The sequence below is a fragment of the Propionicimonas sp. genome, assembly GCF_034927565.1.
Lineage (GTDB): Bacteria > Actinomycetota > Actinomycetes > Propionibacteriales > Propionibacteriaceae > Propionicimonas.
On record NZ_JAYFPT010000089.1, the window covers coordinates 1 to 23,789 of the forward strand.

Consider the following 23,789-nt stretch of genomic DNA (forward strand, 5'->3'; position numbering starts at 1 on the left):
CGCCGGCAGGAGAGCAAGCGGCGAGCAGGGTCGCAGCCACCGCCAGGGCAAGGCCCTTCAGGGCCTGCTTCTTCGTGGGAATCATGGTTGGGTCTCCGTTCTTCTTTGAATGGACTGTATGAATCGACTGTTCTGTAAGTGAGTTGTTCTGTGAGCCGATGGTGGGACGCTGGCTGGACGGTGGGACACGCACGTCTCAGGCCACGGGGATTCCGTCGGCCTTCTCCGCCACGGGCTGCCATCGCCTCCAGGTCTCGAGGCGCTCGGCGTAGACCGGTTCGACGATGTCGATCGGCTTGGCTCCGAAGAACACCCGAGCTGGGGGTTGCTGGGCGTCGACGATGTCGAGGAGCGCGTGGCCTGCGTCCACCGGGTCGCCCCACCCAGCGCCCGGACCGAGGTCCTGGATGGCCTTGCGGATGCCGTCGTACTGCGGCAGCGGGACGGTCCTCACCGCGCTGGACCCGCCGTTGTCGGTGGCGAAACCGCCAGGCTCGACGAGCGTGGTCTTGATGCCGAACTGTGCGACCTCCTGGGCAAGTGTTTCGGTGAGGCCTTCCAGCGCCCACTTGGAGGCGTGGTAGCCGGCCATGCCCTGGAACGCGACGATCCCCCCGACCGAGGAGATCTGGACGATGTGGCCGGAGCCCTGCGCCCGCAGGATCGGGAGCACCGCCTGCGTCACGTGGAAGACACCGAACAGGTTGACATCGAGTTGATGCTGCAGCTGCTCGGGGGTGATCTCCTCGACCATCCCGAACAGTGTGTAGCCGGCATTGTTCACGACGATGTCGAGTCGCCCGAAGCGTGCAACAGTCTCCGCGACCGTTGCGAAGACCTGGGCACGGTTGGTGACATCCAACGGCAGCGGCAGGACGCTGTCGCCGAACTCGGCAACCAAATCGCTGAGCGAATCCGTGTCGCGTGCCGTCGCCGCGACCTTGTCGCCTCGACCGAGCGCACTCCGCGCGAACTCCTTACCGAAGCCCCGACTGACCCCTGTGATGTACCACACCTTGCTCAACAGATCCTCCTTGATCGAACCAGTGGTGGCACTGTACGCCACATGTGGCACTCTGTGTCAACTATGCGCCCGTACGCTAGGCTGCGGCTGTGGTGAAACAGCCAAAACCAGAGACGCTGGCGGAACGGACTCGTCGAGCGGTAAGCAACGAACTCGTCGATGCCGCCCAGGCGCTGTTCGCCGAGAAGGGCTACGAGCAGGTCACGATCGACGAGATCGCCGAGGCGACCGGCATCTCCCGGCGCAGCTTCTTCCGCTACTTCGCAAGCAAGGACGAACTGGTCCTCGGCAGATTCGACCAGCAGGGCGAGCAGTATGTCGACGCCCTGAACGCCCGCCCCCTGGACGAGCCACTGTGGGTCGCGCTCCGGAGGATGGCTGACGTGACGATCGCCTACGTGTCCGATCCCGAACTCGGGCGGCGAGCGAGCGAGATGGACCGCCTCATCCACTCATCCGAGTCCCTGCGAGCGGGGTTCCTGCGGCGCATGGAAATCGCCCAGGGCTTGGTAACAGACGCCGCACGGCAGCGCGAGTCGGTGCGCGGATCAGACCTGAGTGACATCGCCATCGCGGCGACTGTGGCAGCCGCGTTCAGCGCGATCATGGTCGCCGGCGAACAGGCCCGTGCCCACGGCACGTCCTGGGCACGCGTCTTCGACGAGGCCATGACGGCGCTGACCCCCGCCCACGCCGACACACAACATCAGCCAGCCCAGGTGGAAACCAGGTCAAACGGCGGGTAGACAGACTCCGCGAGTAGTGCGTGGTTGCCTACGGCGTTCACAAGGATCTGATCACCCCCAACCACCAGGCGTTGCTCCCGACAGCTACCGGTGGTCGCTGGCTTCGGTGAGTTGCACAACCAGGCACTCGTAGGGACGCAAATCGTCCCCGGGTCGGACATCGACGTAGTTCCTGAGCACACAGCGACCCGCGTCAAGCCGGACCAGCAGGTCGGTCTCGATCGCCTGCGGAGATCCGGTCAGGTTCGCGACCACGAGCAGCGTCTCTGCCGCGCTTGTCCGGGCGTAGGCGTAGACCGGCCCAGCCAGCAGGAGCTCGTAGCCACCCCGGCGGACGACATCCGACCCCTTGCGGAAGCGGAGCAGCGACCGGTACCAGGACAGGACGGAGTCGGGATCGGCGGACTCTGCGGCAACGTTGATCCGGCCGGCGTTGCCGTTGACTCCGATCCACGGCACTCCGGTCGTAAACCCGGCGTGGGGCGACGCGTCCCACTGCATCGGCGTGCGTCCGTTATCCCGGCTCTTGCGCCGCAGCAGCTCCACAATGTCCGACTCGGGCACACCGCGCTCGCGCAGCACAGCCGCGTGGTTGAGTGACTCGATGTCACGGAACTCCCCCAGCTCGGTGAAATCTACATTGGTCATGCCGAGCTCCTCACCCTGGTAGATGAAGGGTGTCCCCGCGAGCAGGTACATGACGGTCGCCAGCGCCTTCGCCGACTGTGCCCGCAGTTCCCCGTCGTCACCGAACCGGGAGACCGGACGCGGCTGGTCGTGATTGGTCAGGTAGAGCGCGTTCCAACTGCCCGGGGCGAGGCCCTCCTGCCATCTGGTCATCGTCCGGGCGAATGTCTCCGGCGTCCACCACTCCGGCTCCCACTTACCACCACTGCCTGGATCAGCGTCAAGATGCTCCCACTGGAGGATGAGATCCACCGGGTTGTCAGGTTCGCGGAGGTAGTCGACCGCCTCGGACACACCAACGCCGGGCCCTTCGGCGACCATGAGCAGATCGCGAGAGGCGGTCACTGCCTGGCGGAGTTCGCGCAGGTAGGGCAGCAGCAGCGGACCGTTGAAGATGAGCTCGTGAGCCGGCTGCCAGGGGCCAGCCACCCGGATCGGGGCGTCCGGCAGCCCGTCCGGTTTCGAGATCGTGGTGATGCTGTCCAGGCGGAAGGCATCCACACCCTCAGCAACCCAGAAGCGCAGGATGTCGGCGACCGCCACCCGGACGGCCGGGTTTTCCCAGTTCAGGTCCGGCTGGCGTCGACTGTAAAGATGCAGGTAGTACTCCTGCGTTTGTTCGTCCCACTCCCACGCGCTGCCGCTGAACACCGACATCCAGTTGTTCGGCGGTCCGCCGTCCTCCGCCGCCGCGCGCCACCAGTAGAAGTCCCGATAGGGGTTGTCCCTGCCCGACCGCGCCTGGCGGAACCACGGGTGCTCATCCGAGGTGTGGTTGAGCACCAGGTCCATCATGATTCTCATCCCCCGCCGGTGGGCGGCGTCAGTAAGCTCGCGCCAACCGTCGAGCGTCCCGTACTTCGGGTCGATCGCTCGGAAGTCGGACACGTCGTAGCCGTTGTCGTCGTCCGGGGAGGGGTAGACCGGGCCGAGCATCAACAGGTCGACACCCAGTTCCGCCAGGTAGTCCAGCCGGGACAGGATCCCGGGAAGGTCTCCGATTCCGTCACCGTCGGTGTCCTGGAAGCTTCGGGGGTAGACATGGTAGGCAACGGCGTTCTTCCACCATGGGTTCATTCTCGGTTCCATTCCGGGCCCTCAACCCTGTCTCGGTGTTCCCCGGGTTTCGCCAGCACGAGGGTTCCGACCCCGGTTCCCGATGTTGCGGCGGCTGCAGCGGTCATGGCTGGACGAGGGCCGACCGCGGTGCCGAAAGCGGCCCCACCCAGGATCAGCCCACCGCCCAGCAACTGCAGGGCGGTCATCGGCTCGCCCAACACCCAGACGGCGAGCAGCACTGCAGCCAGCGGCTCGAGATAGCCGACGAGCGCTACCGTCTGGATCGGCAGCCGCCCCAGGCTGGAGTAGTAGAGCGCAGAGCCGACTCCGGTGTTGACCAGGCCGAGCACCAGGATCGGGATCCACTGGCTGTTCACAACCGGGATGGTGAAACCCGTCCTGAACCCGACGACCACCGTGACAGTCAGCAGGCCCGCCAGCAACTGCCCGGTTGCGTTCGCCAGCCCTTCGATCCCCACTGCCAGCTTGTTGAAGATCACCTGCCCGGCCAGCCCCACCGCCGCCAAGCCCCCGCAGATCAGACCCCACTCGCTGCCACCCTGCACCAGTGCTCGGCCGTTCAGCAGGCAGAAGCCGGCGAGCACGACGGCGAAGCCAGCGAGCTTCGCCCAGGTGAGTCGCTCCCGAAACAGGACCGGAGAGAGCGCCATCATGAGCACCGGTCCGAGGTAGAACAGCAGGGTCGCCACACCCACGCCGACCTGCTGATAGGCCTCGAGGAGAAAAATCGAGCCCAGCCCCATCGACGCCCCGGAGGCGGCCAGGAACGCGCAGGAACGCCGCCGCTTGAGGAAGCCCGGGCGCTGCCCAGAGGCAACGAAGAGCCCCACCAGTAGCAAGCTGGCGATCAGGATCCGCAGGAAAGCGATGTGGTGGCTCGGCAACGCAATTGCGGTCGCCACCACGCCGCTCGAGCCGTAGAGCAGCAGTGACAGCAGATAGCCCGCCGTCGCACGTCCGGCGGGACCACCGGGTCGCTGCCTGGGCATGGACGCCGCCACCTTTCTGCTGCCTGCGGGCAAGCACCTCACTTGATGCCGGTCGCGGCAACACCCTGAATGAAGTAGCGCTGCAGCAGCAGGAACAGGATCAGCACCGGCACCAGGATCACCATGGCTCCGGCCAGCAGCACTCCGAAGTCAAGGGTGTTCGACGCCTGCGAGGCCGACGCCAGCCCAACCGACAGGGTGTAGGTCTTCTGGGACTGGGCGACAACCAACGGCCACAGGAAGTTGTTCCACGACGAGAGGAAGGACAAGATGCCCACCGTCGTGATCGCCGGCCCGGTGAGCGGAAGGTAGATCCGGAAGAAGGTCTGGATCTCGGACGCACCGTCCACCCGGGACGCCTCCATCAGTTGGTGAGGTACCGAGTAGGCGAACTGGCGCATGATGAAGACCGACAGCGGCGCGACCAGGAACGGCAGCGCGATGCCTGCCAGCGTGTCCACCAGGCCGAACTGAACCAGGATCAGGAACTGTGGCACGAAGATGGCCACGTAGGGAATGCCCATGGCGGCCACGACGCAGCCCATCACGATCCTGCCACCGGAGAACCGCAGATGCACCAGCGCATAGCCGACCATCGCGCTGAGCAACATGTTGCACAGGACGACGAAGAACGCCACGATCACGCTGTTCGTGAAATAGATGAGAAACCCTTTCTCGGTGAACAGCACGACGTAGTTCTCCAGCGTCGCGTTGTTCGGAATCCAGCCACCGGGGTTGACCAGGAACTCAGCCTGAGATTTCAACGAGCCCGAGATCACCCACACGAAGGGCAGCAGCATGAATGCTGAAACCAGCACGAGAAGCGTGTAGGAGAGGGCCAGGCTCAGCCGGGTAGGGTCTTTCATTTCTCCCTCCCGATCACCCGGAACTGGACAAAGCTCACGACCGCGATAGCGATCAACAGGATGAACGAACCGGCCATCGCGATGTGCGTGACACCGAAGCCGAACTTCTGGTAGGTCCACAGCGCCACCGAGCGGGTTGTGCTCACCGGGCCGCCGGCCGTCAGCAGGTACGGCTCCTCGAAGATATTGAGGAAGGCCACGGTCATCAGCACGGTCACCAGCAGCACAGTCGGCCGCAGCATCGGCACTGTGATGGACCTGAACTTCTGCCACGTCCCGGCGCCGTCGATCGCAGCAGCCTCGTAGATCTCTTCCGGGATGGTCTGCAGCCCGGCCAGGAAGAGCACCATGCACGTCCCGATGTTCCGCCACGCGCTGAGCGCCACCACCAAGGCAATGGCGGTCGGCGGCTGCCCCAGCCAACTCGGCCCATCGACCCCAACCTGCGCCAGTGCGGCGTTGACCGGGCCGGTCGGGGAGAAGGCGTACTTCCAGATCACCGAGGCCGCAACGATGTTGGCGATCACCGGGACATAAATGACCGCCCGGAAGAAGGCCCGGAGTCTGCGGACGCCCTGGTTGAGCACGATCGCCAGCAGCAGGCCCATTCCGATGCAGATCGGGACGCAGAGCACCACGAACATGCCGGTAGTGAGCAGCGCCTGCTGGAAGGTCGGGTCGGAGAGGACAGCGACGAAGTTCTGCACGCCCACGAAGTCCACCGACAGCGGATGTCGCAGTTCCCGCGACGTGATGTCAGTCAGGCTCATCGCAAAAGCTGTGACGATTGGAGCAGCCTGAAAAACCGTGAACAGCACCAGGAACGGTGCGACGAACAGCCAGGCCGTCCGCCGCTGGGTAACGTCCGTGCTGGGGTGGCGGGACCGTCGGCTGACCGACGACCCCGCCTCCCGGAGGGATGCGCTCGGCATCGAACTAGCTTCCGACGCCGATCTTGACCGCCTGCGTCTGGGCCTCCTTGAGTGCCTGTTCGGCGGTGGCCTGGCCCCGCTCCACCCGTTCGATCTGGGTGCCGATGACCAGCCCCACCTCGTTCCAGTTCGCGACCAGCGGGATGGTGATACCGACCTCCAGTGCCTCACGGATGGGCGTCAGGTTCTCGTCGCCCGCGATCGCGGGATCGTCCCAGGCTGCTGTCACGGCTGGCAGGTTGCCGAAGACCTTCTTCCACTCAACCTGCTGCTCCGGCTGCGCCATCCAGCGGGCGAACTTCCAGGCGGCGTCGGGGTTCTTGGCCTCCTTCGGAACGGCCCAGTTGCCGCCGCCGACCATGGCCGCCTTGTCTCCGCTGTTGCCCGTGGTCAGAGCTGTGACGCCGAGATTCTCGTTGACCCACTGCTCGCCCTGGGCGTCCAGCAGCCAACCGCGGAACCACGGACCGATCACCGCAGCCGCGACGTTGTCGGTCGTGAACCGGGCCGTCAGGTCGAGCTGGCTGCCCTGGTCAACGTCGGCGTATCCCTCGGTGACCAGGGACGAGTAGAACTCCAGTGCCTCGATGTTCTGCGGCGAGTCGATGGTCCAGGTGGACAGGTCGTCTGAGATCAGTCCGCCACCGTTCTGGTGTGCAAACCAGTCGAACTCCATCGCGGTGTAGGCATCGAAGGGCGTGGTCGCGAGCTTGAGCGGCTTCTTGATGCCCTGGGCCTGCATGCCCTTCAGGAACGGCTTCAGCTCGCTCCACGACGTGGGTGGGGTGACACCGGCAGCCTTGGCGTGGTCGGCCCGGTAATAGAGCATCCGCCCGTAGGTGTACCAGGGAACGCCATAGGCGGTGCCTTCCACCTTGGTGGTGTTCCAGGCGAAGTCGAAGAACTTCGACCCGTCGACCAGTCCGTCGGGAACTGGCGAGAACTGCCCGGTCGCCAGCAGGGTCGGGGTGAACTCGGTGAACAGGTAAACCAGGTCGGGCACCTGGCCGGCTGAGAGGGCGGCGGACATCTTGGCGAGGAAGTCGGCCTCGGGAATCTGGGTCATGTTGATCGTGACATCGGGATTCTCGGCCTTGAACTTCTCGAACATCTCCGGCAGCTTCTCGCCGTCGCCGCCGGCCGCCCAGAGTTCGACGGTGCCGGTGGCGGGCTTGTCATCGATCACCGCCTGCGCGCCCGAGGTGCCCGACGTGGTGCCCGGGTCGGTGCCACGGCCGCACCCGGCCAGCGACAGGGTGGCAATCCCCAGGGCTATGAGCAAGGCGCTGCCTCGCCGTATCAAGGTTTTCTTTGTGTGCCTCATGACTTCTCCAAAGGTGGTGGAGTGGATGTTTTGACGGTTGTCCAAAATTCTCGGAGTATCTGGGTATGAGGTAAGGACGGAACACCGATTCGGAGTCCGTGCAGCGGGTACGGCAATAGCGGGTTGCGGCGGATAACGAGCGTTACACGAAAATGACAGCTGCTACGGCCCGGTGACCGCCGGACAGGGCAGGCTCAACAAAGGTTGACTGGCCCGCTGGTTCCGGACAGGCACCAGGGTACGTAGCCGGCAACTACCAGGCGACGTTGGTGAAGTTGTTCTCAAAGGCCTCGTGGCTGACCCGGATGGATTCCAGTTCAGGCAGAACGGCGTGGTCCTGCTCGAGGAGCATGTAGTCGAAGTTGGGCAGGGTGGCCGCCAGATCAACGATGCTCTGAATCGGCAGGATGCCGGTTCCGATCTCGGTGAAACAGGCTTGGTTCTTGCGCTCCTCGAAGACTGCCATGTCGATGTTCTCGTGCGGGTCGACCACGCCGTCGAAGAGGTTGAGGGGCTGGGGCGACTCCTTCGGGAAGTCCTTCTGGTGCAGCAGAATCACCCGGTCTGCACACCTGCTCATCCATTCCAGCGGGTCCTGGCCACCTCGGTACATCCAGTAGGTGTCCATCTCGAGCTTCACCAGCTCGGGGTCGGTGTTGGCCAGGATGATGTCGTAGACGTACTCGTCGCCGAAGCGCTGGAACTCCTGGAAGTGGTTGTGGTAGTAGAAGCGCATCCCGCGCTGCCTGGCCAGTTCGCCGATCTCGTTGAAGGTCTCGCAGCGGCGCAGCACGAAGTCCCGGTCACCGTAGGGGTAGAACTCGATGTCGCAGCCGAACTGGCTGTTGCCCAGTTCCGCCTGGTAGTCGAGTGCCCTGGGCAGGATCGCGACATCGAGCGGGTTGATGTGGCAGCCGATGATCGACAGCCCGAGATCAGCCAGCCGCTGGCGCAGCTCCCCCGCCTCGACTCCGAATCCGACGCCGGGGTCGGTTCTGGCACTGTGATTCGCAGCCTCCAGTACGGCGAAGCCCTCCTCGGCGATCCTAGCCAGGGTTCCCCAGGGGTCGGCCGCCAGCGACTGCCGGACGGAGAACAGCTGGAGACCGATTCTGATGCTCATGTGATTCACCTCTCATTGGGGTCGGCGGCGGCCGGCCGGGTTGTCGTGGACTTGATGGTGATGACTTCGGAGCGTTCGCTTGAGGTGTCGATCGCGGCGATCACGTCGAGGACGTGCCGGGCGAGGTCGCCGGAGGCGCGTAGCGTCCCACCGGCCACCGCTGTGGCCAGATCGGCCACGCCGGCACCGCGGAGCAGCTGCTCGGGTGTCCCGGGCTGACCGGACGGCGGGAAGACCGGCTCGTACTCCCACCAGTCGGCGTCGCTGTGCCTTCGGATGCGCACCGGGGAGTCGTACTCGTTCGGGTCGCCGACCTGCAGAGTCCCGAGCTCGCCGTAGACCTCGATGAACGGCAGGCTGGTGTCCCAGATGTCGAAGCTCGAGATGAAGGTGGCGATCGCTCCGCTGGCGAATCGCAGCGATGCGCTGGCATGGGTCGGGGTGGTCACCTCCACGGAATCGGCTCGCCGCTGCTCGGCGGTGAACCTGCGGACGGGCGCGCCGATCCGGCTGAAGCCGCTGACCTGTGCCACCGGGCCAAGCAGGTTGACCAGCGCGGTGAGGTAATAGGGGCCGAGATCGAGCGAGGGACCCCCGCCGGGCTGAAAGAGGAAGGACGGGTCCGGATGCCACTCCTCCGCGCGGGAGTAGCGGACTGCCGCGAGCGCGCCGATCGGGACACCGATCACGCCGTCATCGAGTGCGCGACGGGCGGTTTGCGCTGCGCTGCCGAGGAAGGTGTCCGGGGCGGCACCGACCAGCACCCCCGCCGCCGCAGCCGCCTGCAGCACAGCGGCAGCGGTGGCGGGTTCGGTCGTGAGCGGCTTCTCGAGATAGACGTGCTTGCCCGCGCCGATGATCTCCAGAGCCGTGGCTTCGTGCGCGGTCGGTGGAGTGATGTCCACGACGATGTCCACACCGGGGTCGGCCAGCAGGGCTTCAACCGTTGGATACGTGGCGATGCCCGTCCGTCTGGCGAGCCCCTCGGCCGCCGCCGGGACGACGTCGGCGCAACCTGCGATCTCCAGTTGCCCGAACCTGCGCATCCCGATCACGTAGCGCTCGGAGATGTTCCCGGCGCCGAGCAGCGCCACTCGCAGCCGCCTTGGCTGTTCGGAGTCGTTCACCACTGAACCTCCTTGGTTGACGGGCACTAACGTACAGATGTCGGTTACTTATGTCCAGCTTTACGTTGAAAGTGAGGGATGGTCACAAATTCCCGGCCACCGACCGTCCTCTCAGCGCACCCGAGTCAGGCCACTGCCGCCACTCACCGAGGCCGAGAAGGCCAGACCGGCATCCGGATCTGAGGACAATCCGGCTGTCGCCTCGCATCCGGGCATGGGTGCCGGCGCTGGAGCGGCAACGAGGACAACTTTGGTCTTGGTGAGACTCCATGAGATAAAGGGGGAATGGCCGGGCCAAACGGATACCACCTCATCTCCTCCCGAGGCGATGCCAGCGATGTCCTCCGGGTGCTGCTGGACGGCAGCGAGTGGACGCGAGCCGATCTCGCACAGAATCTGTCCCTGTCCCGCTCAACCATCTCGACGCGCATCGACGCGCTACGTCAGGCTGGGCTCATCCGTGACGCCAGTCGTGTCGAGCCTCGGGGTGGTCGCCCTCAAACAAAGATCGCCCTCAACGAGCGAGCACTGACCGTGGCCGCGATCGAACTCGGCCACAAGTCCGGCCGGGTCACGATCGGAGATCTCGCCGCCAGACCGATCGACCGTGTCAGCTTCCCGCTCGACACCGCAGACAGTGTCGAACAGACTCTGCGGTCCGCGTCGGCCAGACTCCGCGGCCTGCTCTCCGGCCCCGGCTCAGAGGCTGGCCCGCTGGCGGGGGTGACTCTTGGTCTTCCCTTCTGGACAGCACTCGGCGCCATGAACACCAGGGAGCGGGCGGCGCACTGGCTGAGCTTTCCGGTCGAGAAGTGGCTGGGCGACAAGCTCGACGCGGAAGTGTTCATCGCCAACGACGTGAACCTGATGACACTCGGTGAGCAGATGGAACAGCACCCGAACGTGCGCGACCTGATGTTCCTCTATGCCGGGGACGGTATCGGCCTGGGCATTGTCGCATCCGGCGAGCTGGTGCGTGGATCGAATGACCAGGCCGGCGAGATCACCCACCTTCCCGTCCCGCGGGACACCGATGAGATCTGCGAGTGCGGACTCACCGGTTGCCTTGGCGCCGTGGCGACCCTGCCGAGACTCGCAGCGCGGTTAAGAGCCGACGGCGTGGAGGTGGCCAATTCTGAGGACCTGCCAGTCCTGGCTGCGAGCGGCAACGCGCAAGCGGGCCAACTGCTGCGTCAGGCGGGGCGTGATGCCGGAGACGTGCTTGCCTATCTCATCGCAGCAACCAATCCCAGCCTGCTCGTCGTCGGAGGGGAAGCGGTGTCCGCTGGGGATCACTACCTGACGGGAGTCAAGGAGGCGCTGTTCCGCCGCGGCGCGCCGCCGCTCACCAAGGATCTGCACGTCGTCCGATCGGCTTCGTCCCCCGACTCGGGGACTGTCGGTGCACTTCGACTGGCCGCCGAGCAGGTACTCAACAGCGACCGGCTGTTCCGCCTCCTGGCCGGAGATGCCGGCCCCGACAATGGCAATGCTGTCGGCAACAGTCGGTGAACGACCGTCACGACCGGGTCTGGTGCTCAGACATCGTCGCTGTGAAGCACGTACTCGTGGAGGAAGTAACACTCACTCGCCGGCAGCGAGACCCGGTAGTGCTCGCTGATCTCGCGGAAGCTTGCGTTCACCTGGGCGATGAACTCGGGATGGGACCGGGCAAAGGCCTCACCCACCTCGCTCCGATCGATGGTCGACTTCGTCACCAGACGTTCGATCAGGCAGCAGATATGGACGTAGATGCCGACGATCGTCTTGCCGCTCAACTGTTTGCCGAGCGCAGTCTGAAGTCTCTTGACTGCTTCCACGACGTGGTCAAGGAGTTTGTCTGCATTCAGGATCGTCAGGCTCTCGACGACGTTACTGAGCGAGAACTCCTTCATCAGGTTCTCGGCAAGTTCGGTGGCGTCCCTCTCGGAAACGTAGGGGGCGAGCAACTGGCTGATCACCCCGTGGTCGCTTGAGGTGACCAGGGTGTCCAGCGACACGAAGTGCGTACGTTTCAAGCCGGGGTTGAAGGACCCGACCACGCACAACACCTTGTACCTCTTCAGCACCTCGCACTCGTCGCCGAGCTCGACCAACCGGTCGTAATCACAGGTCGTCAGGCTCAGGTTGACGCCTGCCGGCAGGCTGGAGCTGAACAGGTCCAGCATCCGTTCCGCAGCGGTCACCCCCATCTCGCTGGTGAACACCACCGCCGGTTTGCGCAGTTCATTCACGAACAGGCGGTACGAACTGCGGACGTTCTCGCAGGCTCCCTTGAGCATCTCGTCGATCGGAACGCCCTGCAGGATCCGGTTGCCCACCTCGAGAGCCATCCGGGTCGAGGTGTTGTTCGCGATTCCGAGACAGACCCCGGAAACGCTCTGCAATTGCTCGCCGAGTTGTTCCAGCGAGCCCATGTCGACCAGGATGACCGCGTTCTTGATGGCGGGGTCGAGTTCGAGCCGCTTCCGCAACCGCACTGCGATGTCGGCAGGACTGACGTCCAGCGGCATGTCGATCGAGTGGAACACCGGCTTGGCCAACATCTTGTTCACAGAGTCGGCGATGCTGCTGGCCGTCGAGTAGCCATGGCTCACGACGAATGCGGTCGTGTCGTTGACCCGGATCGTGCGGTTGTAGTACTTGACGTTCAACACCAGCAGGAGCTTCTCGATGGCGCCGGGACGCATGTCCAGGCTTTGCATCACTCGCCGGGCGGCGTCGTCGGCGACGGCACACTCCACCGGCATCCGTTCCTCGAGGAAGCCGAGGAGGCGGGTGAGGTCGGCGTTGCGGGCCGTCGCCCATTGCCGCAGCGCGGAGTTCACCTGGGTGATGCTGCACAGACATCGACTCAGGGTGAGCACGCAGTTGGTCGGGACGAAGATGCCGTACTTCTCGCTGACATCCTCGAAGATCCCGTTCAGTACCTGTCCGATGGCCTGCACTCTCGCGTTGGTGTCGCCGCTGTCGAACACGATGTAGTCGTAGAAAGAGTTCAAGTGGGCGAAACACTGCTCCAGGAAACTGTCGAGGCTGGTGTGACGCGCCTCACATCCTTCGAAGGCATCCCACACATCGTCGAGGAAGTCCAGGATCCGATCCGATGTCCCAGAACGTCCGAACTCGCGCAACAGGATGAACTCGTCTTCAGGCTCGGTCCCGTCGCCGACGGCTGCGCCCACCGTCAACAGGTTGGCAGGCAAGTGGTAGAGCTTGATCGTGAGGAGATCCGTCCTCCCCTGTTCGAAGAATGCGCTGGCGCAACCCGTCCGGATTGCGTTTTTGAGCTCTCCCACGTTCCCAGGAAAGGCGTAGTTCTCCAGAGCCTCCAGCACCCGGTGGGAGAACCGGATGCCGACCCCCATCCCGTACCCCTCCTGGCGGAAGAAGTGGTTGATCAGGTCGTCCTTCTCGTCGCGGGTCCGCGCGGCGATCTCGGGCAGCCTTGCCACGATCGGGATCCGTCGCAGCAGGGTCTGCAGGAAGGCCTCTTCGGGAGCCTGGGTGGTGGCCAGGATCAGGCGGACGTTCGCGCGAGCCTTCCGCTCCCGGCCCGGTAGGTCGATGCGTGCGTCGTCGATGAAGGCGAACAGTCTTTCCTGGCACTCTCGGGAGAGATTGTGGGCCTCGTCGAAGAAGAGCACCCCGCCGTGGGCCCGTTGCAGCAGCCCCTCGATCGCCCCACCCGGAGCATCCGGGTCACCGAAGATCCTGCGGGCCATGCCGTCGGGATCGTTGGCGAACTCAGAACAGTTCAGCACTTCGAACGGACTGTTCCGCCCCAACAGGGAGTTGTTGACGGCGTACTCGTACATCAGCCGCGCGAACAGCGACTTGCCTGTCCCGCTGGCTCCCACGATCAGGACCGGCAACCCCGACGGGGGGTATTTCATCGCAGATTTGCACTGCTCCACCGCATAACTGAGAGAGTCGTTCCAGCCAATCGCCTTACGGAAGTCCCACCGCTTGAACGAATCGGAATTGATCTCCCCGAAGAACTCGTCCATCGAGTAGTAGGTGAGGTTCTTCAGTGGCGCGCCGCACGCATGCTCGACCGTTGCCCGGTGCAGAAAATAGACTGGACGAGTCGTGATCTTGAAGACCACGCGCTCTTTGACCAAATCATTGAGGTATTGACTGGCAAGATTGCGACTGATGTTCAATCGACGACAAATGACATTGGTCGTGAAAGCGCTCAGGTCGGCGTGCAACGCGTCCCTGACGGTGAGGTCGAGGGCCTGCGTCTGGGTGATGAGGTATTCCAGAACGTCCGTCCTGGTCTGTGCTGCCATCCCTCGTCACTCTCCGGCATCCATGCTAGCCGACCTCGCCAAACCCGGCTTCGACCAGCGACACCAGGGCTTTCACGGCAGCGGCCTCGTCTTCGCCGTCCGCAATGATCTCGACGGTCTTTCCGTGGTCGGCGCCAAGCGCCATGAGCGCGATGATGGATTTCGCGGAAGCGACGCGGCCGTCGCACCGAATATCGATGGTGCAGCGGTACGAGTTGGCGCACTTCACGAACTCGGCCGCAGGGCGTGCGTGCAATCCACTTTTGTTGATGAGTGTCGCAACTCGGTTGAACAACGTGTATTTCCTTTTCGATTCCAGAAGATCTGCAGCAGGTCCAGTTCCGATAGTCGGCCCTCGGCCCACAGGTGGTCAGGACAGGTCGTGGACGGCGTAACAGGATTCGGGAAAATAAATACCTGCTTGGGAGCGAATTCTCTCCATAAGGCTGATCGTGGCTCGAGTGCACGTCCGCATCGCCTGATAGGTTGGGTTGAACTCCTCCCGGTCACCGACCAACGACGCGAGCAGGGCAGCTTCGTACTGCATCGAGTGGATTGCGGGATCCCAGCTGATCACCTGCTCGCGGGTTCCGTCGGTGAAGTCAATCCAGGAATCACCGAAGTACTCCATCGTGTCGATGTGGAGGGTACCCCGGTCGCCCATGATCACACTGTCGTGTCCGCTGGTAGCTCCCTTCGACCAGCTGATCTCCACCTGCAAGTCGCCGTAGCCCAGCAGCGCACTGCCGGAGACGTCCGCCCCGGTGGACAGGAAGACCGCATCCGCGTTCACCCGCGTCGGCAGGCCGAAGAAGTACACCGCCGGGTAGACGCAGTAGATGCCCATGTCCATCAGCCCACCGGCAGCAAAGGCAGGGTTGAAGATATTCGGGCGCTCACCAGCCATGAAAGCCGGGTACTTCGAGGAGAACCTGCAGAAGTCGAACTTGGCGTAGTGAACGGTGCCCAGCTTCTCCAGCGCCTGGGTCAGCTGGACGGCTTGCGGGGAGTAGAGCGACTTGATCGCCTCCAGGAAGACAACGCCGTTGCGGTCCGCGATGTCGTACAGCTGCTGAAGCTGAGCGGAGGTGACCACCGACGTCTTCTCGCAGAGCACATTCTTGCCGTGCTCGAGGAGCTTCTTCGCAGTCGGATAGTGCAGTGCATTGGGGTTGGCGACATAGACCGCGTCCACGTCCGAGGAGCCGAGCGCATCCAGATCGGTGTAGATCTGGCTGACGCCGTGCCTGGCGGCGAAGGCGTCGGCCTCAGCCTGGTTGAACGAGTAGACCGCCGCGTGTTCCAGGGGCGGGTCCACGACCTTGGTCGCTGCGATGAAGGCGTCGACGATCCAGCCGGCGCCGACAGTGGCGAACTTCATGACCTCTTCTTTCTCTTCGCATTTCGACTGTGCTGGCGACGCGAGGCTTCCAGGATCTTGCCGATACCGAAGACGAGAGTCTCCGGGTCCTGGTCGGTCTCCTTCAGCGGGATCAGCACCGGCGGATTGCCCAGTTCGATGTTTTTGCGGACATAGGCGGCCTGGTGGGCCGGCAGCCGTTCGATGAACCCGTCGGTGTCCTTCAGTTCGGCAAACAGCAGCTTGTTCCGCTTGGTCCTGCCCTCGGCCAGTCCCGTTCTGCTGATCTCCTCCCAGCGGATCAGGCCCAGCCCGTCCCGCGCCGACGAAGTGTCGATCAAACCCTGCTCACTGACCTTGAGGATCTGTCGCGGACGTACCAGACCCGTGATCGCGATCATCAGAAAGACTGCTCCGAGTACCGCTGCCGTGATCCCGGCCGCAAGCTCCACGGGGTTGCGACTACCTGCCTTGACCAGGACGACGATCCCGGCGATGAGCAGGAACGCGGCCCAGGCCAGGTAGAGAAGTTGCTTTCTGCGGCTCTGCCGGATCGAGTACTCCATGTCACATCCCTCCTGGGATCGGGCGACCGCCCAGCAGGTCACGCAGCACGTGGTAAACGGCGTCGGAATCGTTGCTGCCGATCACCGCAGCCGCTGCGGCTCGGACGTGCTCACTCGCATTGGCGACGGCGTAGGCGTAACGCGCCTCGGCAAACATCTCCAGATCGTTGTCATTGTCCCCGAACACCATGGTTTCGTCCGCCGTCACGCCGAGTCGTCGTTGCAGGGTAGCGACGGCAGCACCCTTGGAGACGTTCAGGTCCGTGAAGTCGATTGAGGTGTCCCCGGACCTGGCCGCCCGGCACCTCCCGGAGAAGCGGGCGGCGATGTCGACCAGGCTGCCCGGATAGCTCCAGTTCCTGCCGAACATCTTCACCAACAGGATTCGCCTGTCGCGGCAGACCTCCATCAGGTCGTCCACCACGTGCACGTACGGCCCGGAGTCCTTCCAGCTCAGGAACTCCGTTCCCTTCTGGTCGATATAGGAGCCCTGTTCGGCGTCCACCACCGCATAGATGCCGTCGTCGGCAGCAACCTCCAAAAGCAGCGCCTCACACAGGACGGGGTCGAGTTCTCCGCAGATCGTCTCGGTGCCGGAGTCGAGAACCAGCGCACCGTTGTGGCAGATCAGCGTGACCTCATCGAGTATCGGGGCGAACAGGTTGCGCAGGTTCCAGGCCGGGCGTCCGCTGGCGACCGCGAACCTCACTCCGTGGCGACCCAACTCGGTGATGGTTGCGAACAGGTCCGGATGGACGCCGTAGCCGTCTGAGTGCAGCAGTGTTCCGTCCATGTCCGTCAGCACCAGCTTGACCATCGATCCACCTCCCTTCGTAAACCGGTGTTGGAGGAGCACCGCCGCGGCTCCTCCAACACCGACTCGATCCATCCTCGACTACCCATCTGGCCGAGGCGCATCGTCGTGATCTACTCCATGTTGTTGTGGTAGTAGAGAATGTCGTCGATCGTCTTGCCCATGTCGTGCATCAGGTATTCACGCACTGTGTCCATGACCTGGGTGCAGACATGATAGAACGACCACCAACCGGTGTTCCTCTTCAAATCGGCTTGCACAGGAATCACGACGTTGACATCAGCCATCTTGCCAATCGTCGAGTCAGCGTTAGAACTGACCAAGGCCAATTTGGCTCCGTGCTCCTTGGCCATCTCAGCCAAGACGGCAATCGTGCGCGTGCTTCCCGAGTTGGAACTCACCACCAACAAGTCACCTTCATGAATTGCGGGAGTGCAAATGCCCGTATCACTGACGATATAGGTAGGAATCCCGATCTGCGACAGATTCATTGAAAGGATCTTGCCATGCAGCCCAGCCCTTCCCCAACCTGCTACGAAGACCGTCTTTGCTTCCTTGATGGCTTCCACGAGATCGTTCAGTTGACCTTCATCAACCCGTTCGAAGACTTCAAGGTCCTCACGTGCTGCCGCCATTCGCCATTCACGTCTGTCCATTGTTAAACTCCTTAGATTAACCCGATAGCCGTAACTCGTTGACCTAGATACCGGCGTCACACGATGCCGAAGGCTTTGAAGGCGCAACAGATGATCATGATGCCGAAGATCAAGATCAGTGGATGTACCCGCTTGCGCAACAATGCGAAACATCCCCAGACAACCGCGACATTCATGATGCCGGGCATGATGCTGTCCAGCACCCCTTGCAGGGTCTGCACCTGCTCACCCTCAGCTCCGGCCGAAATCGGAAGGGTGAAGTTAACGTTGACCATGCTCACCGACATGGCACCAATGGCCATCATGCCGAGCACTCCGGCTGCCTCCAGGACGGTGTCCATCAATCCAGACGACTGCATCCTAGAGATGAAGTTGGCCCCCAAGTTATAGCCCAGGAAGATTCCGAAGTACTTGATCGTGAAGCAGGGAACCGCCCAGATCAGGAAGTACAACAGCATGCCCAAGGCGTTGCCCTGCAGCATCAATGACGTGCCGACACCCACCCCGATCACTCGGAGCGTGCCCATGAAGAACGAGTCGCCAATGCCTGCGAGGGGGCCCATGATCGCAACTTTGACGTTACGAATCGCGTTGGTGTCGAAGTCGTCGGTCTTGGCGTTCTCCTCCTCCATGGAGGCCACCATGCCGACGACGAACTGGAGGAATTGGTCGGCGATCGCGAAGAGTTCGTTGTTGCGTACCAGAGATTCCTGCAGCTTTTCGGGTTGCCCCTTATACACCTTCTTCAGGATCGGGAACAGCGAGTACATGAATCCCGCGGCACCCTGGCGCTCCATGCCCCATACCCAGTAGAACGGCAGAGAGTACCAGAACGCCGTTCTGAGGTCCTTCTTAGTGATCGGTTGGACCTCGTGTTGGATCGGTTCGATCTCGGTCTGCTCAGAAGTCGTCATCGACGGCCACCTCCTCCTTTGCATTCGTTGCGTTCGCCACTGACTTGAACCCCGAGAAGTCGTACTTCGTCAGGATGAGTACGACACCGACCAGCACGACGGCGAGGATCGGCAGCTTGAGGTATGCGGCGAGAATAAAACCAAGCAGATAGAAGATGACGACCTTCTTGTTGTAAACCATCTTCAACAGCAGGGCGATACCAACCGCAGGAATGAGGCCGGCCGCCACTGTCATTCCTTCCAGGATGAAGGGCGGCAGCATGTTGATTCCAGCTTGCACCGCATCAGCACCGAAAGCGTAGGCGATGACCACGATTCCGCCATAGAATACAGGTGACAGAATGATTCCGGTAATCCAGTAGGTCGCCGATATTGCTTTCGTATTGCCTTGTTCACCGAAATTATCGAACATCCGCGAGACAATAGAAACCAGCGAAAACTTCAGGTTGTCCAGGACGGTGACAATCACGCCGATCGGCATAGCAAGCGCCAGAGCAACTTCTGTGCTGGCGTTCATCTTCATAGCGAATGCGCAGGCCAAGGCGCCGGCGACCAACGCATTCGGCGGGAGCGCATTGCCCACCGAGACCGCCCCCAAGAACAACAGTTCGAGGGTTGCGCCGATGATGAGGCCGGTCTGGAAGTCGCCGAGGAGGAGCCCGATGAAGGGGCAGACGATGATCGGTCGGTCGATGAAGAGGCGGGTCACGCCCATGTTCAGGGCGATGACCACCGCGACGATGAGCCCGATGAGGAGGGCTTCAGTCATTGTTGACATCTGGTTGTGAACTCCTTAGAGCTTCGGTCGGGTCTTGGAGTCGCGAGGCAGGCCACGGATTTCCAGTTCGACGCCCTTGTCCCGTATCTTGCGCAGGCACTCGACGTCGGAGTCCGAGCCGTAGAGGCCGGCGCCGAGGGAATGCGCGTCCTTCTTCGCAAGAATGTTGCCGAGGTTGACGCTCTTGATCCGGTCACATCCTTCGATCAGCCGGTAGGCGTCCTGCGGGTTCTCCACGAGGATGAACAGCTTGTACTTGTCGGTGACCCCGTTATTGATCGCGTCAATCGAATCGGCGATGGTCTTGATCACCAGCTTCGTGGCTGGCGGCTTGGCCAGTCTCAGCGAACTCTTGCGTAGTTCGTCTCCAGGCACGGCGTCCGATGCAATCAGAATGCAGTCGGCATCCAGGTCTGCCGTCCATGAAAACGCAATCTGCCCATGGATCAGCCTGTAGTCGACTCGCAACAGTTTGATCATTTCCTGCCCTCCCTTCTGGGCTAGAAATCCTCGGCGGCGAGGACTTCGGTTGTTGGTTCGAGGCAGCGGATGGCCGACCTCGCGTTGGTGATGACGTCTGAGAGCAGGTCTTTGACCGGCCGGTCCCGGCCCGTCACCAGTTCGAGGACGAGGGCGAGATTCATCCCCGCGACGATGTGCAGCCCCGGCGTTCCGAGGTACCGCTGGAACTCGTTGGTGATGCTGCCGCCGAACAGATCGGTGACGACCAGAAGCTCGTCGTCCGGGTCTATTCCCTCGACGTACTGCCGCACCTCCTGCGGAACGTCCTCGCCGGGGGTGGTGTAGGCGCAGAAGCTCTCCAGAGCATCAACCGGGCCAATGATCATCGTCAGGGAGTCCCGCATACCGTCAGCGAGTCGTCCGTGGCTCGCCAGCAGGATCCTGGTCATCGCGCCGTCCTTCCTCTGCGGAGGCTTATTGCCTCTGCCAGGACGCTAAGCGACCCGCGACCCCGAACCCCCGGTGACCTGGGGTTTCAGACAGTGATCGCGAGGATTCGGCACTCCGGGAGTGTCGCAGGACGCTACGAGACCAACTCTCGACACTTCCCGCTCGCCCGGGCGACGGACGCAGCTCGTCAGCGCGGGCCGGGCCGCGCCTTTCGGCCAGCACTGGGCCAGCGGGTGACCCGCGACCCGCCCCCGGCGGTGCCGAGGACGTAGTTGAGCACGTCCTGGTCCTGCATGGTCAGCGCGAGCCGGTCCTGAGCGCTGCGGGCGCCGGCGAACAGCAGCTGGTCGTCGGGCCGGAGTTCCACGTCGTCGGACGGCAGCGGCAGCCGCTCGTCGCCACGGACCAGCAGCAGCACCACCGCCCGGAGCCGGCGCTCGCGTTCGTAGGGGTTGGCCAGCAGGTGCCCCACCGTCACCGGGTGGTTGAGTTGCAGGGTGCGCCACAGGGCGTCCGACTGCCCCACCGTCTCGCTCCAGATCTCCGGGACCTGGCCCCGGTTGACCCCGCTGAGCCGGTCGAACAACCGCCGGCACCACTCGTCGTCCTGCTCGGGAATGAGGCTCAGGAAACGGGACAACAGCGGCGTGGTGATCAGCGCCAGGAACTCGCGGGCGACGATCCGGCCGGGGGCCATCTCCAGGTCGTGCTGGAAGGCGCTGAACAGCGCCGCATTCGAGCGCTTGTTCTGCCTGGTCACCACGAAGATGTCCGGTTTGAGGTCGCGGGCGGTGATCGCGATCGCGAGGTTCTTCAGGTCGTCGGCGTTGCCGGCGACGATCCCGACGCTGTGGTCGATGCCGGCTGCCCGCAGGCTCACCGAGTCCGCGCCGGTGCCGTTCACGTCCACCCCGGGCTGGCCGTAGTGCTTGAGGTCGACGACGCTCACCTGCAGGCCGGCCTCCTCCAGTTGCCGGCGGATCAGTTGGCCGAACCGTCCGTAGCCGCACATGATCCAGTGACCGCGCGGCGGGACGTGCTCCTCGGGGAGTTCGTCACCCGGCAGGCCGGTGAGCAGTTCGCGCAGCCGGAAGTGGTAGGGCGCCGAGACCGCGCTGGCCAGATGCTGGGCGAAGAGCTCGAAGGGGTTGATCACCACGTCCCCACCGAACACCCCGAGATCGTGGTCGGGGAGCGGGTTCCCCAGCCGGACCAGCACCGGCACCTCCGGCGCCAGCAGGCGGACGCTGACCGCGATCGCCCGGTTGGTCTCGTCATCGGCCGCCAGCGCCATCACCCCACGGCAGAAGGGCGAGTGCAGGCCGGCGTCGAGCAGGGTCTGCGGTTGACTGGCGTCGGCGGCGACCATCGGGGCGTCGGCCCGGAAGCCCTCCAGCCGAAGCTCCTGCAGCCGCTGGTCGTTGAGGTCGATCACCACCGCACGTAGGCCCAGCCGATCCAGGCCGTGGTGGATCAGCAACCCGGTCTCGTCGCACCCACAGATGATGTAGAAAGGCTCGCGCAGCCCGTGGATCCGGCGAGCGAAGGTGCTGGCCCGCAGCGCGTTCTTGAAGCCCTGGTCGCCGACCAGTCCGATCATCGTCACCACCGTGTACGACCAGCCGATCACGGTGAGGTAGATCGAGACGACCATCCACATCCGCTGGGCGGCCGAGTACGGCTCGGGCAGTTCGCCGAAGCCGATCGTGGTGCCGGTGTAGGAGATCACGTAGAAGGCGTTGAACAGGCCCATCCCCGGGGTCCGGTTGCCCTCGGCGTCGACGCCCGGGACGAGGCTCAGCACCACCACGCACAACGCGTAGATCACCACCACGAGCAGCAGCGGCAGCCGCATCCGCCGCAGCACCAGGTAGAAGACGTTGCTGAGCGCCTGGCGTGGCGCCTGGGTCGGGTTCACCGTCTGGAGGTCAGTGTCTCGGTCACCATCAGGACGACCGAGACCGTGTTGGCCAGCAGCGCGCCACCCGACATCGAGACGATCTGGACCATGACCCCCTCGGTCACCCCGGAGGCCGAGATCTGGGAGGCCCAGACCCAGACCACCGCGGCGATGATCAGCTCCACGTCCGCCACCAGGCTGGTGGCCAGATGGACGGCTCCCAGTTGCGTCCGGTCGCCGAACTTGAGCACGGTGGCGATCACGCTCACCACGATCGCCGCGACGAACTGGTAGACGTTGTGGTGAGCGGGGTTGGCCATGTCGCCCAGGAAGAATCCGAGGTTCAGGGTGGCCGCCAGGATGATGAAGAAGCCGAAAACCACTTTCTCGAAGTTCATGCGCGCCTCCTCGTTGCGTTCCTCCAAGCATCACTGTAGGACCGGCTTACGGCGGCTGGACAGCGACAGCACCGAGGATGGATCCCAGCTCCGGCCCGGTGACCGGAAGCCCGCGGCCGGCGGGCCGAACTCAGCGCCGGGGCAGCAGCGCGCTGATCCGCATCCGGTCGGGGTGGATCCACACGTCGGAGTACTCCACCGGACGCCGGTCGGCGAGGTAGGTGATCTGCTCCAGGTACAGGATCGGGGTCGCCGGTGGCACCTGCAGCGCAGCGGCGACCAGCGGTGGGGCCGCAGCGGCGTTGAAGGTGCGGCGACCGTGCGAGATGGTCAGCCGGCAGTCGGTCTCGAGATAGTCGAAGAGCCGGCGGTGGCTGAAGTCGACGTCCTCGATACCCGGGCAGAGTTCCCGCCGGACGTCGTTGAACAGCAGCGCCACCGGGCCGTCCGCGCTGGACCGCAGCCGCTCCAGTCGCAGGATCAGCTCGCCGGCCGGGATCTCCAGCAGGGCGGCGATCGACGCCGGCGCCGCGATGAGCTGTTGGGCGCGCACCTGCGAGGTCAGCGTGATGCCCTCGGCCAGCAGATCCTCCGACAGCGTCGACAGCCGGGCGCCGATCCCCGGCTCGAAGGCGGTCGAGGTGACGAAGGTGCCGCGGCCACGGACCTGGCGCAGCCGGCCTTCGCGGATCAGCTGGGCGATCGCCTTGCGGAGGGTGCCCCGGGAGATGCCGAGTTCGGTGGCCAGTTCCGGTTCGGGATGCAGCCGGTAGTGGACCGGCCAGACCCCGGACGCGATCCGGCCACGGATCAGGCCGGCGACCTGCTGGTGGATCGGGGTGGGGCTCGACCGGTCCAGGTCGGCGGCGGTGAGCTGGACGCCGGCTGCCGCCATGATGCTCCTTCCGCGGTGGTTGCTGGAGATCTCGGGCCGCTCAGCCGAGGCCTTCGCCGACCGGACCGTGACAACGGGTTTCGGCACCTCGGCAGTCGTGGCCGGACGGCGTCTGGAGCGTGTCTGCCTATCCCTGGCCGTCGAGCGGGGTTCCGCGGAGTGGCTCGCAAGGCGAAGGAGGGAGGCGATGTGGTGCATCGCCGACCGACAACAACGCCGCGAGACGCCCACGGGGCACCGCGCAGCAGGCCACCGTGGGGATAGGGAGACACGCTCTAGTAACTCCCGGAGCCGGCCTCGCCACCGGCGACGATCGAGGTGCCCGCACTGGTGCCCAGCAGCACAGCGCCCGCGCGCAGCAGGGCTGCTGCCTGCTCGTAGGACTTGATCGAGCCGGAGGCCT

23 protein-coding genes are annotated in these 23,789 nt (G+C 63.9%); 2 read left to right on the forward strand and 21 right to left on the reverse strand.

Going from position 1 to position 23,789, the window contains the following annotated elements:
• Positions 1-196 precede the first annotated feature (196 nt).
• Positions 197-1,066 carry an SDR family NAD(P)-dependent oxidoreductase gene (locus tag VB080_RS13555; RefSeq protein WP_323418984.1) on the reverse strand — a complete coding sequence of 290 codons (870 nt, stop codon included), beginning with the start codon at positions 1,064-1,066 and terminating at the stop codon, positions 197-199.
• 47 nt (positions 1,067-1,113) lie between these two features.
• Between VB080_RS13555 and VB080_RS13560 the strand changes: the two genes are divergently transcribed.
• Positions 1,114-1,770, forward strand: coding sequence for a helix-turn-helix domain-containing protein (locus VB080_RS13560; RefSeq protein WP_323418985.1), 657 nt, complete (start codon positions 1,114-1,116; stop codon positions 1,768-1,770).
• A gap of 84 nt (positions 1,771-1,854) precedes the next feature.
• Here the strand turns inward: VB080_RS13560 and VB080_RS13565 are convergent, their stop codons facing one another.
• The 7 genes from VB080_RS13565 to VB080_RS13595 form a co-directional block, all read right to left on the reverse strand.
• The gene (locus VB080_RS13565) at positions 1,855-3,534 is read right to left on the reverse strand and encodes an alpha-glucosidase (protein WP_323418986.1); all 1,680 of its coding nucleotides are present in this window, start codon (positions 3,532-3,534) and stop codon (positions 1,855-1,857) included.
• A complete protein-coding gene (locus VB080_RS13570) occupies positions 3,531-4,526 on the reverse strand; it encodes a DMT family transporter (protein WP_323418987.1) in 996 nt (331 codons plus the stop codon). The genes VB080_RS13565 and VB080_RS13570 overlap by 4 nt, the downstream gene beginning before the upstream one ends.
• A gap of 38 nt (positions 4,527-4,564) precedes the next feature.
• On the reverse strand, positions 4,565-5,392 hold the full coding sequence (locus tag VB080_RS13575; protein ID WP_323418988.1) for a carbohydrate ABC transporter permease: 828 nt from the start codon (positions 5,390-5,392) through the stop codon (positions 4,565-4,567).
• Positions 5,389-6,162: a sugar ABC transporter permease gene (locus tag VB080_RS13580; protein WP_323418989.1), complete on the reverse strand. Its 774-nt coding sequence runs from the start codon at positions 6,160-6,162 to the stop codon at positions 5,389-5,391. The genes VB080_RS13575 and VB080_RS13580 overlap by 4 nt, the downstream gene beginning before the upstream one ends.
• A 166-nt stretch (positions 6,163-6,328) precedes the next feature.
• Positions 6,329-7,606: an extracellular solute-binding protein gene (locus tag VB080_RS13585; protein ID WP_323418990.1), complete on the reverse strand. Its 1,278-nt coding sequence runs from the start codon at positions 7,604-7,606 to the stop codon at positions 6,329-6,331.
• Between the two features lie 295 nt (positions 7,607-7,901).
• Complete coding sequence (locus VB080_RS13590; protein ID WP_323418991.1) at positions 7,902-8,771, reverse strand: sugar phosphate isomerase/epimerase; 870 nt, start codon at positions 8,769-8,771, stop codon at positions 7,902-7,904.
• Positions 8,772-8,776: 5 nt separating this feature from the next.
• Complete coding sequence (locus tag VB080_RS13595) at positions 8,777-9,898, reverse strand: Gfo/Idh/MocA family oxidoreductase (RefSeq protein ID WP_323418992.1); 1,122 nt, start codon at positions 9,896-9,898, stop codon at positions 8,777-8,779.
• A 285-nt stretch (positions 9,899-10,183) separates the two neighbouring features.
• Here VB080_RS13595 and VB080_RS13600 point away from each other — a divergent pair, with 285 nt between their 5' ends.
• On the forward strand, positions 10,184-11,410 hold the full coding sequence (locus tag VB080_RS13600) for an ROK family transcriptional regulator (protein WP_323418993.1): 1,227 nt from the start codon (positions 10,184-10,186) through the stop codon (positions 11,408-11,410).
• A gap of 26 nt (positions 11,411-11,436) precedes the next feature.
• On the opposite strand, the gene VB080_RS13605 is transcribed toward VB080_RS13600, so the two are convergent.
• From VB080_RS13605 to VB080_RS13665, 13 genes are all read right to left on the reverse strand, one after another.
• A complete protein-coding gene (locus tag VB080_RS13605; RefSeq protein ID WP_323418994.1) occupies positions 11,437-14,193 on the reverse strand; it encodes a sigma 54-interacting transcriptional regulator in 2,757 nt (918 codons plus the stop codon).
• Positions 14,194-14,218: 25 nt separating this feature from the next.
• Complete coding sequence (locus VB080_RS13610) at positions 14,219-14,488, reverse strand: HPr family phosphocarrier protein (protein WP_323418995.1); 270 nt, start codon at positions 14,486-14,488, stop codon at positions 14,219-14,221.
• A gap of 75 nt (positions 14,489-14,563) precedes the next feature.
• On the reverse strand, positions 14,564-15,574 hold the full coding sequence (locus VB080_RS13615) for a Gfo/Idh/MocA family oxidoreductase (RefSeq protein ID WP_323418996.1): 1,011 nt from the start codon (positions 15,572-15,574) through the stop codon (positions 14,564-14,566).
• The gene (locus tag VB080_RS13620; protein ID WP_323418997.1) at positions 15,571-16,119 is read right to left on the reverse strand and encodes an STM3941 family protein; all 549 of its coding nucleotides are present in this window, start codon (positions 16,117-16,119) and stop codon (positions 15,571-15,573) included. Before VB080_RS13620 ends, VB080_RS13615 begins: the two co-directional genes overlap by 4 nt.
• A gap of 1 nt (position 16,120) precedes the next feature.
• On the reverse strand, positions 16,121-16,936 hold the full coding sequence (locus VB080_RS13625; protein ID WP_323418998.1) for an HAD family hydrolase: 816 nt from the start codon (positions 16,934-16,936) through the stop codon (positions 16,121-16,123).
• 110 nt (positions 16,937-17,046) lie between these two features.
• Complete coding sequence (locus VB080_RS13630) at positions 17,047-17,589, reverse strand: SIS domain-containing protein (RefSeq protein ID WP_323418999.1); 543 nt, start codon at positions 17,587-17,589, stop codon at positions 17,047-17,049.
• Between the two features lie 56 nt (positions 17,590-17,645).
• Positions 17,646-18,503: a PTS system mannose/fructose/sorbose family transporter subunit IID gene (locus tag VB080_RS13635; protein ID WP_323419000.1), complete on the reverse strand. Its 858-nt coding sequence runs from the start codon at positions 18,501-18,503 to the stop codon at positions 17,646-17,648.
• The gene (locus VB080_RS13640; protein ID WP_323419001.1) at positions 18,490-19,281 is read right to left on the reverse strand and encodes a PTS sugar transporter subunit IIC; all 792 of its coding nucleotides are present in this window, start codon (positions 19,279-19,281) and stop codon (positions 18,490-18,492) included. The genes VB080_RS13635 and VB080_RS13640 overlap by 14 nt, the downstream gene beginning before the upstream one ends.
• A gap of 15 nt (positions 19,282-19,296) precedes the next feature.
• Positions 19,297-19,761 (reverse strand): PTS sugar transporter subunit IIB, encoded by a 465-nt coding sequence (locus VB080_RS13645; protein ID WP_323419002.1) that lies wholly within the window; start codon positions 19,759-19,761, stop codon positions 19,297-19,299.
• A 20-nt stretch (positions 19,762-19,781) separates the two neighbouring features.
• Entirely contained in the window at positions 19,782-20,192 is a 411-nt protein-coding gene (locus tag VB080_RS13650) for a hypothetical protein (RefSeq protein WP_323419003.1), read from the reverse strand.
• Positions 20,193-20,380: 188 nt separating this feature from the next.
• Entirely contained in the window at positions 20,381-22,111 is a 1,731-nt protein-coding gene (locus tag VB080_RS13655) for a potassium channel family protein (RefSeq protein ID WP_323419004.1), read from the reverse strand.
• Positions 22,108-22,491: a DUF6394 family protein gene (locus tag VB080_RS13660; RefSeq protein WP_323419005.1), complete on the reverse strand. Its 384-nt coding sequence runs from the start codon at positions 22,489-22,491 to the stop codon at positions 22,108-22,110. The genes VB080_RS13655 and VB080_RS13660 overlap by 4 nt, the downstream gene beginning before the upstream one ends.
• Positions 22,492-22,621: 130 nt before the next feature.
• Positions 22,622-23,473: a GntR family transcriptional regulator gene (locus tag VB080_RS13665; RefSeq protein ID WP_323419006.1), complete on the reverse strand. Its 852-nt coding sequence runs from the start codon at positions 23,471-23,473 to the stop codon at positions 22,622-22,624.
• Positions 23,474-23,789 lie beyond the last annotated feature (316 nt).

Coding starts and splice junctions, on each gene's coding strand:
- VB080_RS13580 (WP_323418989.1), bottom strand. CDS start 6,162: ATGAGCCTGACTGACATCACGTCGCGGGAACTGCGACATCCGCTGTCG.
- VB080_RS13660 (WP_323419005.1), bottom strand. CDS start 22,491: ATGAACTTCGAGAAAGTGGTTTTCGGCTTCTTCATCATCCTGGCGGCC.
- VB080_RS13570 (WP_323418987.1), bottom strand. CDS start 4,526: ATGCCCAGGCAGCGACCCGGTGGTCCCGCCGGACGTGCGACGGCGGGC.
- VB080_RS13630 (WP_323418999.1), bottom strand. CDS start 17,589: ATGGACAGACGTGAATGGCGAATGGCGGCAGCACGTGAGGACCTTGAA.
- VB080_RS13640 (WP_323419001.1), bottom strand. CDS start 19,281: ATGTCAACAATGACTGAAGCCCTCCTCATCGGGCTCATCGTCGCGGTG.
- VB080_RS13620 (WP_323418997.1), bottom strand. CDS start 16,119: ATGGAGTACTCGATCCGGCAGAGCCGCAGAAAGCAACTTCTCTACCTG.
- VB080_RS13645 (WP_323419002.1), bottom strand. CDS start 19,761: ATGATCAAACTGTTGCGAGTCGACTACAGGCTGATCCATGGGCAGATT.
- VB080_RS13615 (WP_323418996.1), bottom strand. CDS start 15,574: ATGAAGTTCGCCACTGTCGGCGCCGGCTGGATCGTCGACGCCTTCATC.
- VB080_RS13635 (WP_323419000.1), bottom strand. CDS start 18,503: ATGACGACTTCTGAGCAGACCGAGATCGAACCGATCCAACACGAGGTC.
- VB080_RS13600 (WP_323418993.1), top strand. CDS start 10,184: ATGGCCGGGCCAAACGGATACCACCTCATCTCCTCCCGAGGCGATGCC.
- VB080_RS13605 (WP_323418994.1), bottom strand. CDS start 14,193: ATGGCAGCACAGACCAGGACGGACGTTCTGGAATACCTCATCACCCAG.
- VB080_RS13575 (WP_323418988.1), bottom strand. CDS start 5,392: ATGAAAGACCCTACCCGGCTGAGCCTGGCCCTCTCCTACACGCTTCTC.
- VB080_RS13565 (WP_323418986.1), bottom strand. CDS start 3,534: ATGAACCCATGGTGGAAGAACGCCGTTGCCTACCATGTCTACCCCCGA.
- VB080_RS13590 (WP_323418991.1), bottom strand. CDS start 8,771: ATGAGCATCAGAATCGGTCTCCAGCTGTTCTCCGTCCGGCAGTCGCTG.
- VB080_RS13650 (WP_323419003.1), bottom strand. CDS start 20,192: ATGACCAGGATCCTGCTGGCGAGCCACGGACGACTCGCTGACGGTATG.
- VB080_RS13625 (WP_323418998.1), bottom strand. CDS start 16,936: ATGGTCAAGCTGGTGCTGACGGACATGGACGGAACACTGCTGCACTCA.